This is a genomic window from Pseudohaliea sp., assembly GCF_054552115.1.
The window spans coordinates 18215-31893 of record NZ_JBTOLW010000038.1 but is presented as its reverse complement, the minus strand read 5'-3'; the positions used below and the strand labels follow the sequence as shown (position 1 = coordinate 31893).

General features: G+C 69.4%; 11 protein-coding genes. 7 read left to right on the top strand and 4 right to left on the bottom strand.

Annotated features, from left to right (window positions below; genetic code table 11):
- The first annotated feature begins 295 nt into the window (after positions 1-295).
- A complete protein-coding gene (pdxH, locus tag ACX93N_RS14905; RefSeq protein WP_459429238.1) occupies positions 296-934 on the top strand; it encodes a pyridoxamine 5'-phosphate oxidase in 639 nt (212 codons plus the stop codon).
- A gap of 22 nt (positions 935-956) precedes the next feature.
- Positions 957-1406 carry a lipocalin-like domain-containing protein gene (locus ACX93N_RS14900; protein WP_459429237.1) on the top strand — a complete coding sequence of 150 codons (450 nt, stop codon included), beginning with the start codon at positions 957-959 and terminating at the stop codon, positions 1404-1406.
- Between the two features lies 1 nt (position 1407).
- Here ACX93N_RS14900 and ACX93N_RS14895 read toward each other — a convergent pair whose 3' ends face one another.
- On the bottom strand, positions 1408-2718 hold the full coding sequence (locus ACX93N_RS14895; protein ID WP_459429236.1) for a CinA family nicotinamide mononucleotide deamidase-related protein: 1311 nt from the start codon (positions 2716-2718) through the stop codon (positions 1408-1410).
- A 125-nt stretch (positions 2719-2843) separates the two neighbouring features.
- Here ACX93N_RS14895 and ACX93N_RS14890 point away from each other — a divergent pair, with 125 nt between their 5' ends.
- The 4 genes from ACX93N_RS14890 (at position 2844) to asnS (ending at position 6413) form a co-directional block, all read left to right on the top strand.
- Positions 2844-3635, top strand: coding sequence for a ParA family protein (locus ACX93N_RS14890; RefSeq protein ID WP_459429235.1), 792 nt, complete (start codon positions 2844-2846; stop codon positions 3633-3635).
- A 110-nt stretch (positions 3636-3745) separates the two neighbouring features.
- Complete coding sequence (locus tag ACX93N_RS14885; RefSeq protein ID WP_459429234.1) at positions 3746-4372, top strand: phosphoadenosine phosphosulfate reductase domain-containing protein; 627 nt, start codon at positions 3746-3748, stop codon at positions 4370-4372.
- Positions 4373-4470: 98 nt separating this feature from the next.
- Complete coding sequence (locus tag ACX93N_RS14880; RefSeq protein WP_459429233.1) at positions 4471-4947, top strand: GAF domain-containing protein; 477 nt, start codon at positions 4471-4473, stop codon at positions 4945-4947.
- A gap of 68 nt (positions 4948-5015) precedes the next feature.
- Complete coding sequence (gene asnS, locus ACX93N_RS14875; RefSeq protein ID WP_459429232.1) at positions 5016-6413, top strand: asparagine--tRNA ligase; 1398 nt, start codon at positions 5016-5018, stop codon at positions 6411-6413.
- Between the two features lie 28 nt (positions 6414-6441).
- Here the strand turns inward: asnS and ACX93N_RS14870 are convergent, their stop codons facing one another.
- On the bottom strand, positions 6442-8397 hold the full coding sequence (locus tag ACX93N_RS14870; protein ID WP_459429231.1) for an RNB domain-containing ribonuclease: 1956 nt from the start codon (positions 8395-8397) through the stop codon (positions 6442-6444).
- Positions 8398-8780: 383 nt separating this feature from the next.
- On the opposite strand from ACX93N_RS14870, the gene ACX93N_RS14865 reads away from it, so the two are divergent.
- Positions 8781-10217, top strand: a complete 1437-nt coding sequence (locus tag ACX93N_RS14865; protein ID WP_459429230.1) for a PhoH family protein — start codon at positions 8781-8783, stop codon at positions 10215-10217.
- Positions 10218-10321: 104 nt separating this feature from the next.
- On the opposite strand, the gene ACX93N_RS14860 is transcribed toward ACX93N_RS14865, so the two are convergent.
- Positions 10322-11731, bottom strand: a complete 1410-nt coding sequence (locus ACX93N_RS14860) for a sulfotransferase family protein (RefSeq protein WP_459429229.1) — start codon at positions 11729-11731, stop codon at positions 10322-10324.
- 65 nt (positions 11732-11796) lie between these two features.
- Positions 11797-13674 (bottom strand): DUF5666 domain-containing protein, encoded by a 1878-nt coding sequence (locus tag ACX93N_RS14855; protein WP_459429228.1) that lies wholly within the window; start codon positions 13672-13674, stop codon positions 11797-11799.
- Positions 13675-13679: the final 5 nt, after the last annotated feature.

Genomic DNA, 13679 nt, shown 5'->3' with positions numbered 1-13679 from the left:
ATACACGCTTTGTGAGAGAAGACTCCCGCACTCACCCCTACCGCCTTGCGCACCGCCAGGACGGCCGGGGAAGATGCGGGGCGGGAGGGGTGGGTGCGGGGGGGTTCCCCCACAAAGTGTGGGTTGGGGAGCGACTGGGGGCACCCTCCGGCAGCCGTCCCGGAATACTGCGATCCCCGACTCCGGGGGAGCGGCCGGTAGAGCTACCCCGCACTCACCCCGAAAGCATACGATGCGCCCTATCATGCGATGCGCTTTATAATGGCGGTCCACAGCAGCAGGATGCCCTGACAGCGTGAAATTCGAAGCTTCCCGACGCGAGTACACCGCCGGTGGTCTGGCCCGCGAGGACCTCGATCCCTGCCCTGTGCGCCAGTTCGAGAACTGGCTGAAGCAGGCGGTCGACGCGGGCCTGTCAGACCCGACGGGTATGGTGCTCGCCACCGTCGATGCTTACGGCAACCCCTGGCAGCGCATCGTCCTGCTCAAGGGCGCCGCCAGCGACGGCTTTGTCTTCTACACCAACTACGGCAGCGCCAAGGCGCGGGCCATCGACGGCGAGCCGCGGGTCTCGCTGCTGTTTCCCTGGAATGAACTGGACCGGCAGGTCATCGTCGGTGGCGTGGCCGAGAAGATGCCGTTCGCGGAATCGGCGCGCTACTTCCTGAGCCGGCCCCGGGAGAGCCAGGTCGCCGCCTGGGCATCCCGGCAGAGCCGCCCCGTGCCGGCACGGGCGGCGCTGGAGGCCGAGTTCAGGCGCCTGATGCAGCAGTTCGGCCGCGGCGAGGTGCCGGTACCGGATTTCTGGGGCGGCTACCGGGTGCGGCCGGCCCGCGTGGAGTTCTGGCAGGGCGGGGCACACCGTCTCCATGACCGATTCCTGTACACCCGGCAGGAAGACGACACCTGGACCATTGAGCAGCTGCAGCCATGACGGCTGCGGCGGGGGAGGACGCATGATCAGCAAAGAGGATCTCATCGGCACCTGGCAACTGGAATCCTGGACCGTCGGCTATTCCGACCGGGAGGACTTCACCACGCCCTTCGGCGAGGATCCCAAGGGCCTGCTCCTGTATACGCAGGACGACTGGATGAGCGCCTCCATCGCCCGCAGCGTTCGGCACACGCTGCCCCGGGACATCCCGTTCCGCAAAATTCCCGAGGAGAAACTGGCCCAGGCCTACCTGAGCTACTTTCACTACGCCGGGCGCTACCGGGTGGTGGACGGCGACGTGGTGCACTACGTCACCCAGAGCCTCAACCCGAACTTCGTCGGCACGGAGCAGCTGCGCCACGCCGAGCTCGACGGCCAGACCCTCGTGCTATCGGGCCGCGACGAGGCAGGCGGCGTCAGCCGCCTGCATTCCCTCGTCTGGCACCGGCTTTCGGGAGTCGACGCCGGCTGAGTCAGCCGGCGCGCCGCTGGCGGGCGTAGCGCGGCAGCGGCGGGAGGCCGAGGAGACGCCGGCGCAGGAGGTCCAGGGCCAGCGCTGCGACCATGGTCTGGAACAGCGTGCGCTCCACGGGCCAGTGCAGGCATACGGTATCCAGCTGCGCCCGGTCGCCCCAGGCCAGCCACACCGTCCCCACGGGCTTTGCGGGTGTGCCGCCGTCCGGGCCGGCCACGCCGGACACGGACACCGCCAGGTCGGCGCCGGAGCACTCGAGGGCCCCTGCGGCCATTTCCCGCACGACGGCTTCGCTCACCGCGCCGTGGGCGGCGAGGGTCTCCTCGCGCACGCCCAGGGTGCGGGTCTTGATGGTGTTGGAGTAGGTGACGTAGCCCGCCTCGAAGCCGGCGGAGGAGCCGGGCACACGGGTCAGGGCGGCGGCGATGGCGCCGCCGGTGCAGGACTCGGCGGTGGTGACGGTGAGGCCGCGCTCGCGCAGCAGGTCGAGGAGCACGCCGGCCAGGGTCGCGTCGCCGCGGCCGATGATGTGATCGCCGAAGAGCGCCTCGAGGCGGGCCAGGCAGGCGTCGCGCGCGCTGCCCGCGGCCGGGTCCGTGACCGCGAGCTTGATTTCCAGCTGCGGGGCTCCGGCGCGGAAGCCGAGGTCCACCGCCGGCGGCCAGGGGGCGGCCCTGTCTTCAGCGAGGTCGTCTGCGATGAGCTGCTGCGCCGTGGACTCACCGAGGCCGAAGGTCTGCAGGCGCAGGATGTCCACGGCGGTGAGGCCGGGCCAGCGCGCCGTCAGGTCCTCGCAGATGGGCTCCAGCATCGTGGCAAGCTCTCCCGGCACGCCGGGGGTGCAGTAGACCCGGCAACGGCCATGGTCCACGACGAGATCAAGGGCGAAGCCCACGGCGCTGCCGCGCGCGTTCGGCAGGATGGCGCAGCCCGCCGGGAGCAGCGCCTGCTTGCGGTTGGCGCCGTCGAGGGGCAGGCCGCGGCCGGCGCACCAGTGCTCGAGGTGCGCGAGGGCCTCCGGGTGCTCCGCGAGCGGCAGCCCCGCCGCCTCGGCGACCACGGCTGCCGTGAGGTCATCCACGGTGGGTCCGAGGCCACCGTTGACGATGATCACCTCGGCGGTCCGCGCCATTGCCATCAGCTCGGTTACCAGGGCTTCCCGGTCGTCGCCCAGGGTCGCCTTGCGGGCCACGGCGAGGCCGAGGACGGCGAGGCGGCGGGCGATGGTCGCCGAGTTGGAATCGACCGTATCACCGCTCATGAGTTCGTTGCCGGTGAGCAGGAGCTGGACCCGGGGTGTCTGGGGCATGGTTCTGACTTAGCGTGGCGGACCGAGGCGGGTACTATACACCGGGGTCAGCTGTCGGCATGGGGCAGGCAGCGTCTCCGACAGTCAGCCGGCTGCAGTTGTTCAAGCGGTGAAGGGAGGCAGCGATGAAGCGCGTCGTGTTCAACCAGAAGGGCGGGGTCGGCAAGACCAGCATCACCTGCAACCTGGCGGCCATCGACGCCGCCACCGGCTATCGGACCCTGGTGGTGGACCTCGACGTGCAGGGCAACAGCACCCTGTATCTCGTCGGCGAGATCGACGCCGAGGCCTTCCCGGCGGAGGCCCAGGGCGTGGCCGGGCTCTTCCGGCAGACCGTGGGTCCCCGCCGCATGCGCCAGAACCCCGACTCCTTCGTCTGGGAGACGCCCTGGGAGAACCTGTACCTCATGCCGTCCAGCCCCGTGCTCGCCGAGCTCGAGGGGGCCCTGGAGGCGCGCTACAAGATCTACAAGCTGCGCGACGCGCTGGCGAAGCTGGAGGACGAGTACGACCGCGTCTACATCGACACGCCGCCGAGCTTCAACTTCTTCTCCAAGGCCGCGCTCATTGCCGCCGACAGTGTGCTGGTACCCTTCGACTGCGACAGCTTTGCCCGCCAGAGCCTCTATGCGCTGCTCGAGAACATCAGCGAACTGCAGGAGGACCACAACCCGGAGCTCATCATCGAGGGCATCGTCATCAACCAGTTCAACCCGCAGGCGCGCCTGCCGGGCGAGCTGGTAGCGGAACTCGAGGAGGAGGGCTTCCCGGTGCTCGATACCTTCCTCGGTTCCTCGGTGAAGATGAAGGAATCGCACTACGGCCACCGGCCGCTCATCGACCTCGCCCCGAACCACAAGCTGACGCAGCAGTACCGGGCGCTGCACGCGCAGCTGGAGGCGGCGCTGGTCGAGTGAGCCCGGGGCAGGGCAGCCCCGTGTAATAACCATAGAGAAACTGGTTATTTCACAGGGCTTTTCTTATTCCCTAGAGTCGGTGCCTGCATGGTTGCCGTGAGGGGAACGCGGTGGGGCTGGACCTCGACAGGATCAACGCTGAACTGCACCACGCCGCGCCCGAGGCCGTCGTCCGCTGGGCGCTGGCCCAGGGCCTGCCGGCAATAGCCAGCACCAGCATGGGCCCCGGCGCCGGGGTGATGCTGCACCTGGTCAGCCGCCTTGCCCCTTCCCTGCCCGTGGTCTGGGTGGACACCGGCTACAACCTGCCCGAGACCTACCGCACCGCCGAGGCGCTGCGCGAGCGCCTGGACCTCAACCTGCATGTGTACACACCGGCCATGACCGCCGAGCGCCGCCAGGCCCTCTATGGTCCCGTACCGGGTATCGAGGAGACGGAGCGCCACGCCCTGTTCACCCGCCAGGTGAAGCTCGAGCCCTTCGAGCGGGCCCTCGCGGAGCACCGGCCGGCGCTCTGGCTCACGGGGATCCGCCGCGAGGAGACGGACGTCCGCCGCGGCCTCGACGTGGTCACCCGTGACCCCCGGGGTCCTTACAAGGTTGCGCCGCTGTTCCACTGGACGCAGGCACAGCTCGACAGCTACCTCGCCGAGCTCGGGCTCCCGGACAGCACGCGCTACTTCGATCCGACCAAGGTCCATGCCGGCCGCGAGTGCGGCCTGCACAGCGCGGCCTGACGCGGCCCGGCCTGACGCGGCCCGGCCTGACGCGGCCTGATGCCTTGCCGGCCCGCGGGCCGCTCTGCATAATGCGCCCCCTTTTACCGGAGGCGCCCATGTTCGAAGCGTCCGACAGCCCGCTCCCGGCCGACGAGGCCGCGGCCCAACTCCGGGGCCTGCTCGCCGGCGAGACCGACCCCCTGGCCAACGCCGCCAATTTCGTCGCCTTCCTCGCCCTGCAGCTGCCGGAGATCAACTGGGTGGGCCTGTATCGCCGCACTGGGGACGAACTGGTGCTGGGGCCGTTCCAGGGCAAGCCGGCCTGCGTGCGCATTGCCGTGGGCCAGGGGGTCTGCGGTGCCGCCGCGGCCAGCGGTGAGACCCAGCGTGTGGCCGATGTCGATGCTTTCCCCGGCCACATCGCCTGCGATGCCGCTTCCCGGGCCGAGCTGGTGGTCCCGCTGTGGCGGGACGGCGCCGTGGTCGGCGTGGTGGACGTGGACAGTCCCCGCCCCGACCGGTTCAGCGCTGCCGACCAGGCCCTGGTCGAAAGCCTGGCCGCCGCCTACCTGGCGTCCACGGCACCGCTGTAAGCCCGCTGCTGGCGGCGATCCACGGCCCTGCGGTATGCTCCGCGCCTTTCTTTTCCGCGGAGGTTTCCATGGCCGATATCCATCCCGTGCGCGCCCTGCTGGGCGGCGATGTCGCTCCGGGGGCGTTGGTGACGGTGCGCGGCTGGCTGCGCAGCAAGCGTGATTCCAGGGCCGGCATTTCCTTTCTCGCCGTGCACGACGGCTCCTGCTTCGACCCGATCCAGGCGGTGGTGCCGAACACCCTCGGCAACTACGAGGACGAGGTACTGGCACTCGGCACCGGCGCCGCGGTCATTGTCTCCGGGGAACTGGTGGAGTCGCAGGGCAAGGGGCAGGCGGTGGAGATCCAGGCAAGCGCGGTGCAGGTGGTCGGCCCGGTGCTGGACCCGGAGCATTACCCCATCGCCAAGAAGCGGCACAGCTTCGAGTACCTGCGCACGCAGGCCCATCTGCGCCCGCGCACGAACACCTTCGGCGCCATCACCCGCGTCCGCCATACGCTGGCCAATGCGATCCACAGCTTCTTCCACGAGCGCGGTTTCTACTGGGTGAACACGCCGATCATCACCGGTTCCGACTGCGAGGGCGCGGGCGAGCTGTTCCGGGTCTCCACCCTCGACCTCGCCAACCTGCCGCGCCAGGCCGACGGCAGCGTGGACTTCGGCGAGGACTTCTTCGCCGGCGAGGCGTTTCTCACCGTGAGTGGCCAGCTCGAGGTCGAGTCTTTCTGCCTGGCCATGAGCAAGGTCTACACCTTCGGCCCGACCTTCCGCGCCGAGAACTCCAACACCAGCCGGCACCTCGCCGAGTTCTGGATGGTCGAGCCGGAGATCGCCTTCGCGGACCTCGATGACAACGCCGAGCTCGCGGAGGCGCTGCTGCGGCATGTCTTCCGCCGGGTGCTGGACGAGTGCGAGGACGACATGGCTTTCTTCCAGCAGCGCATCGACGATACGGTGCTGGCGCGGCTGCAGGCGGTGATCGACAATCGCTTCGAGCGCATGGACTACGGCGAGGCGGTGCGCATCCTCGAGGGCTGCGGCGAGAGCTTCGAATTCCCGGTGAGCTGGGGCGTGGATCTCGCGAGCGAGCACGAGCGCTACCTGTGCGAGAAGCACGTGGGGCGCCCCGTGGTGATCGCGAACTACCCGAAGGACATCAAGGCCTTCTACATGCGCCTGAACGACGACGGTGAGACGGTCGCTGCCATGGATGTGCTCGCGCCGGGCATTGGCGAGATCATCGGCGGCAGCCAGCGCGAGGAGCGCCTCGACGTGCTGGAGGCGCGCATGGAGCCGGCGCTCCGGGAGGAGCTCTGGTGGTACCGGGACCTGCGCCGCTATGGCACCGTGCCCCACGCCGGCTTCGGCCTCGGCTTCGAACGGCTCGTCAATTACGTCACGGGCATGGACAATGTCCGCGACGCCATTCCCTTCCCGCGCACGCCGGGGAACGCGCACTTCTAGCGCCGGCCGTCGGCGCGCGTCGTGCCTGCTACAGCGCGCCTTCGCCCGGTGCGGGCTCGAAGCCGGCGAGGTGGTCCCCCTCGCGATCGATGCCGGCGAGGGTCACCGCCACCGGCGCCTCGAGCTGGAAGCGCCGGGTCTTGCTGGTCAGGGTGGCCTGCCACTTGTCGTAGCTGAACTTCTCCGGGTCCTTGCGCAGGTCCACGAATCCCTCGAGGCCCCAGGCGTCGAGGCGCGCCATGAAGCCGCTGGAGCTCATGTGCACGATGCGCGCCGGCCAGGGGGCCGGGTCCGCTGCGGCCTGCCGCTCCAGGAAGTTCGCAGCGAGCCAGCGCTCGGCCTCGCCCGTGGCGGCGCGCACGGCGCGCAGCCCGGCGCTCACCTGCTCGAGCATCGGGCCGTCCACGAGGTCGGGCTTGCGCCCGTGGAGGATGGCCTTGAGCTGCAGGTGGGCGAGGAAGTCGACGGCCCGGCGCAGCGGCGAGGTGCAGGTCGTGTACACCGGCAGCACCATGCCCATGTGCGGCGCCGGTTTCGTGCTCAGCGTCGCCCGGGTCAGCAGCCGGTTGACCATGGCCCGCAGGGGCAGCTCGCTTCCCGGCTCCGCCAGCGCACGGAAGATGCCGCGGTAGCCCGCGAGATCCTGCGGGTCCACATCCTTCAGTGCCGGCAGGTTACGCTCGAGGAACTGTCGGGTCTCGTCGGCGCGGTCGCGGCGAAAGCCCGGGTGGCTGATATAGGGCCCGCTGGCCTCGTGCTCGGCGAGGAAGCGGGCGGCGCAGCGGTTGGCGGCGACCATGCAGGCTTCCACCAGGCGCTGCGAGGTGAGCTTCTCGCCGGGCTCAATGGCCTCGATCTGCCCCTTGTCGTCCAGCTGCCAGCGGTACTCCCGGCGCTCTTCCATGGCGAGGCCGTGGGCCTCGCGGTCGCTGCTGAGCGCCCGGTAGACGGCATAGAGCGCCTCGAGCGGACTGGCATGGCTCATGAGGCTGTCCTGGCTCCCGGAGAGGTACTTGTCCACGGCGAAGTAGGACAGCTTGGCCCGCGAGCGCACGGCGGCCTCGTGGAACTCGAAGTCGCGGAGTTCGCCGCTGTCGGCGATGAACATCTTGCAGACAAGCGCCGGGCGCGTGTTGTCTTCGCTGAGCGCACAGCTGTCCTGGGCCAGGACCTCGGGCAGCATGGGTACCACGTCGCCGTGGAAATAGGCCGAGCAGGCGCGGGCGGTGACCAACGGCAGGAGCGGCGAGTCCGGCCCGAGGTAGGCCGTGGGGTCGGCGATGGCGACGTAGAGGATCCAGCCGTCGGTGGTGGTCTCTGCGTAGAGGGCGTCGTCGATGTCCTGGGTGCGCGCCGAATCGATGGAAACGAAGGCGAGGTCCGTGAGATCCAGGCGGTGGCTGTCCGCCAGCGGGTCGCTGGCCTCGATCTGCGCGGCGAGCTCGCGTTCGCGGGCGCTGTCCCAGCCGGCCTTGAGACCGTGCCGGGCCATGGCGTAGGCGTTCTCGAGCCCCGGTGTGCCCGCCGGGCCGAAGACCCTGAGGACCTTGGCCTGCGGCCGTCCGTCGCGGATCGGGTGGCGCAGCACGGCGCAGCGGACATAGTCGCCCTCCTTGACGCCGTTACGCGCGTGCGGCGGCAGGAAGAGCCAGCGCTGCAGCGCGGCGAGCTGCGGGCGGACGAAGAGCGCCTTGCCCTTGCGCACGCAGAGGCCGTTGAACTCGCCGAGGGGGCTGTCGACGAGGCGCTCGACCTCCGCGACCGGGCGCTCATCGGCGCCGGGGCGGATGCAGACCCGCACCCGGTCGCCGGGAAAGGCCTTGAGCATCTCATCCGGGGGGACGAAGACCTCCCGGCCATCGTCGAGGACCGCGAAGCCATAGCGTGCCTGTGTGCCCTTGACGACAGCTTCCGCCCGCTCCTTGGTGGATTCCATCTCCTTCTTGAGGCCCCGGAGCTGGGACAGGGCGTCGCGGTCTAGCATGGCAGTCTTGTCGGCATCGGCATGGGCGCGGGGCCCCGCAGGGGCAAGGGCAAAGGGGCGTATGCTAGCTGAAAAGACCCCGGGTGTCAGGGTGACGGCGCGGGTGGCAAGGGCGGCGGACGGCGCAATTGACACCCCCTCGATGTGCGCTCAATAATCGAGACGAGTTCGGGCAACGCACGGGATCGCGCCATTCGACCGACTTGCTCCAGGGTTTCCCCCGCCGGCCAGCGCAGCCTTAACTGCCTGCCCCGTAGCGTCGCCCCCGGCTCCACTGTTCTTCGCGCCTTGCCTCCCTTCGCTACGCCGCCCCGGCGCCGCACGGTGCGCCCGTGCCGGGCCCGCGTCGTGGCGGTTTCCTGACCCCGTCCCGGAGAGTCCGCATGGAAAGCAGCCTCGCTCTGCAGCCCCCCCTGACCCACGATGAGGCCGCCGGCCCGAAAACCTACGTACTCGATACCAACGTGCTCCTGCACGATCCCACGGCGATCAGTGCCTTCAACGAACACCACGTGGTCATCCCGATGACGGTCCTCGAGGAGCTGGACCATATCAAGGACCGGCGCGACAAGACCGTGAGCCGGGAAGCGCGTATCGCCATCCAGCTCATCGACAGGATCGTCGACGCGGCCACGCCGCACGAGATCCAGGAGGGCGTGGAGGTACCCGGCAGCACGCTGCAGGGGCCGCCCGGCACCCTCGCCATCTATCCCGATCAGCTGATCACCGACGACAGCGATATTCCCTACCTCGACGGCACCCCGGACCAGGCCAACGACAACCGCATCATCAACGTCGCCATCAAGCTGCAGGCGGAACACCCGGAACGCTTCGTCTGCCTGGTGACAAAAGACATCAACATGCGCATCAAGGCCAAGGGCTCGGGGCTCCTGCACGTGGAGGACTACCGCCGCGACCGGGTGCTGGATGACATCGACCTGCTCACGAAAGGCTACGAGCACGTCGCCGGTGATTTCTGGGACGGCGTGGACGAGGTGGATACGCTGCGCGAGGACGACCTGACGCTGCACCGGGTGCCGCGGGCGGCGTTGCCGCAGGCCTACCCGAACCAGTTCCTCTTCGACGAGCACGACTTCCTCGCCTTTGTCGTGCGCATCGACGGCCAGCACGTGTACCTGCGCTGCGACAGCCGGGACGGCCTGATGAACCAGCGCTTCTGGGGCCTGGCGCCGCGCAACCTCGATCAGGCCATGGCCATGGCGCTGCTCGCCGACGACGATGTCGACATGACCGTGCTCACGGGCCCTGCGGGCTCCGGCAAGACGTTGCTGGCGCTGGCCTACGGGCTCCAGGGCATCCTGGAGGAGGGGCGCTACAGCAAGCTCATCGTGGCGCGCTCGACGCCGCCCATCGCCGAGGATATCGGTTTCCTCCCGGGTACGGAGGAAGAGAAGATGGCGCCCTGGCTGGCGGCCTTCGACGATAACCTGGAGATCCTTCACGGCACCGACGAGTCCTGCGCCGGCAGCATCGAGTACGTGAAAGAGCGGGCCAACATCCAGTTCAAGTCGCTGAATTTCATGCGCGGCCGCTCCTTCAACAACGCCTACATCATCATCGACGAGGCCCAGGGCCTGTCGCAGTTCCAGCTGAAGTCGGTGATCAGCCGGGTGGGCGAGGGTTCGAAGATCGTGGTGCTCGGCAACCTCGCTCAGATCGACAACAAGTACATCTCGCCGCTCACCTCGGGCCTCACCTACCTGGTGGAAAAGAGCAAGCACTACGAACACGCCGGCGTCATGCATATCGGCGGCATCCTGCGCTCGCGGCTGGCGGCCTTTGCCGAGGAAGAGCTGTAGCCTCTCGCCGGGTCAAAGCCGGTGCCGGACAGCCTCCGGGAGCGCCGCCCTCGCCAGGCCCGGACCGTGGCGGCGCGAGCCGCCCCCTCACTCCGACAGGGTCGCTAGCCGCGCTCGGCCTCGTATGCCGCGACCAGTGGCGTCAGTTCCTCCTTGAAGCGCCCGGCGAAGCCGAGCAGGGCCGGGTCCAGGGCGCTGCCGGCGCCCGGGGACTTGCTCGGGAACAGGCGCCAGCCCCCGGCCGCTGCTGTGCCCTGCTCCCCCGGCGTTCTGTTGGCCGCGGCTTCAGCCTGTGGCGGGAGCGACAGCCCCAGGTGGGCAAACAGCCGGTTCCGCAGCCGTGCGGGCTCCGTGACCAGGTCTTCGTAGTCCACCACCAGCACCGGGTTCGGCAGCACGGCCTGCCAGTGGGCGATCAGCCGCTCCGCGCGGGCGATGGCACGCCCCGCCGCCGCCAGGTCGTAGCTGTACCCGTGGCCGCTGCGGAACTTCTTGAAATACAGTGCCAGGCCAAGGTCCGGGGCCCGGCGCCGGCAGAGCACGACCGGCACGTCCGGGTGCAAAAGACCGAAATAGCCCAGCCGCGGCAGGTTCGCGGGCGAGCTGTCGACCAGCCAGCGCTCACTCGCCGCAGCGCCTGCGGCGCTGTTTTTATCCAGAAGCCTCTCGCTCAACGGGTGCTCCCGGTAGGCCTGGGCAAAGGGAGATTGCCCGCGGGCCGCTGCGGCGCGCAGGCGGGCGGGCAGTTCGCCGGGGGGCGCGGCGGCCACGGCGCGGCGCAGGCCGGCGAACTCACCGCCCGCCACAACGGCGCGGTGCTCTGCCAGCAGGCCCTCCACGAGGCTCTTGCCCGAGCGCGGCAGCCCGCTCACCACCAAGGTGTTGCAGGGCGGTAGCGAGCGCGCGGCCGCCGTAAAGGTTTTCCGGTCCATGCGCAGCAGCCGCTCCGGAATGCGGTACTCCCGCTTGCGCTCTTCGATGGCGTCGCGCGCGAGGGCGTTGCCCGCCGCGTAGTAGATAAAGCCTGTGCGGTCGCGGCCGGCCTCCACTTGGAGCTGGCCCAGGAGGAAGAGGGCGCGGGCACGGGCCGCGTCGCCGCGCCGGTGATCGAGAGCCCGGGCCAGGATCCGCGCCGCCTCGGGCCCGTCCGGCGCCAGGGGCACCAGGTGCAGCAGGGCCGCGTAGCAGTCCAGGCTGTCGGGATTCAGGGACCGCGCCCGCTCCAGGGCTTCGAGGGCGGTGGGGCGGTCGCCCTCGCGCAGCGCGAGCTGCCCGAGAGCGAGGTGCAGCGAGGCGGCTTCGGGCCAGCGCTCGAGCCCCGCACCGTAACAGTCAGCGGCTGCCTCCAGCCGTAACAGACCCTCCAGCGCCTTGCCCCGGTAGAGCCAGCGCTCCGGCGCGGTAGCCCCGTCCTGCCCCTCGGTGGCGCGCAGCAGCGCGGGAAAATCCCGTGCTGCCAGGAGGGCCTTCAGGGCCCGGGTGTCGCCAGGGGCGGCGCTGCCTGCTCCGGCCACGGTTGTCTCCATCGCGATCGCCTGCGGCGCTATCATCGGCCACCGCCGTTCGCGTGTCGACGGCCTCAGCTGTCGTCTTCGCCGTCCTCCTCTTCGGGCGTAGCTGCGCCGTCGCCGTCCGCGAGGTCATCTTCGTCTTCCGGCGTGTCGATCCCGTCGCCGTCCGTGAGGTCATCCTCGTCCTCGGGCGTGTCGATGCCGTCATCGTCGGTGAGGTCGTCCTCGTCCTCGGGCGTGTCGATGCCGTCATCGTCGGTGAGGTCGTCCTCGTCCTCGGGCGTGTCGATGCCGTCATGGTCGGTGAGGTCGTCCTCGTCCTCGGGCGTGTCGATGCCATCATCGTCGGTGATCGTGTCGTCGCCCATGAGATCATCGTCGTCACAGCTCGTGCCGTCGTCATCGAAGCCACAGCCGAACTCACGCTCGCCGTCGAGGCGGCCCTTGTCCTCGAATTCGATCTCGTCGGCGATTCCGTCGGCGAGCTCATTGTCCTTGAGCCTGACCAGGTCGCCGGGTTGCAACTGGGCGAAGAAAGCCGTGGCGGGGATGTCATTGTCCTGCAGGTTCTCGTATGCCGTTTCGCCCTCACTGACCGTAAAGGTCACGCCGAGTAGCGTGATAGCTGTGCCGGCGTTGAAGCGTTCCACCGGCGCCTGCAGGACCTCGTCGTCGGTCTCTTCACGGTCGATGACCGTGGCGATGAGGCGCTCCCCCTCGAGGTAGGCCTCGATCTCGAGGAAGTCGCCGGGGACGATGTCGCCCAGGGTCAGCCGGTCGATGTCGCCGCGGTCGTCGTCGAGGCGGGTGCCCTGGTTCGTGGCGACGCTGATGGTACCCGCGGCGAGAGCGATGTCGATCAGGCCGTTCTCGCTGTCTACCGTGGCGACGGGCCCCTCGATCTCGATCCGGCCGCGGCGGCTGCCGATGCGTTCCGCAAGCAGGCGCTGGCCGTCCCAGGTACCGCTCACCTGGACGATGGCGCCGTCGGCGAGGGCGAGGTCGGCCGGCGAGCGGGTGGCACCGCTGGCATCCACGGGCAGGCCGCGCACGCGGAAGCTGTTGTCGTCCACGTAGGCGCTGACCGCTCCTTCCACAGAAACGGTATCCCCCTCGGCGAGGCCGGCGGCAGGGCCGTCCTCCGTGTCCACTTCCGTGGCGGTCAGCACGCCGTCGGCCAGCGTGCCGTAGACCTCGACGCGAACACCGTCCGCGAGGGCACCGTCGTCCTCATCGATGAACGCACCACTGCTGTCCACGGTGACGGCGCCGATGGTGAAGCTGTCTGCCGTCACGTTGCGGGCAATGCCCTCGAGCGCCACCGCGGTGCTGCCGGGAACGAAATCGTCCTTGCGCTCGATGCGGGTGGCCCGCAGGCGGTTCCCCTCCTGCGGGAAGCCGGAGACCTCGACCACGTCGTCGACGGCGAGGGTATCGAAGGTCACGTCGTCAAAGACCGTCCCCGTGCGCTCAACGATGACGTTGAAGCCGAGGACCACGAGCAACAGCGCGTCACCGTCGGCAGAGGCTTCTATGCTCTCGATGGGCCCGGTCAGCTCGTCGTCATAGATGATGCGGTTGGCGGTGCCGGTGGTGCCGTCGCCGTTCACCGTGCCGTCGAGGAGTACCACCATGCCCACGGCGAGGTCGCGCTCGCTCGCCGGCTCGCCGTCGATGATGATCTCGGCATCGTCAGTCTCGAACTTCACGCCGCCCACGAACACGCTGCCGAAGCCGGTAATGCTGCCGCTCAGGCGACGTTCCGGCGCCTCCGTGGTGGTGCCGTCACCGCTGCCGCCCTCCGTCGGCGAGGGTGCCGGCGTGCTCGGCGTGCTCGGCGCGCTGGCCGTACCGCCGCCGCCGCCGCCACCGCAGGCGGTCAGGACGAGGGCGAGGGCGCTGGCCGTGGCCAGGGTCCTGGGACGGAACAGGAGCTCGTTGTTCATGGGTC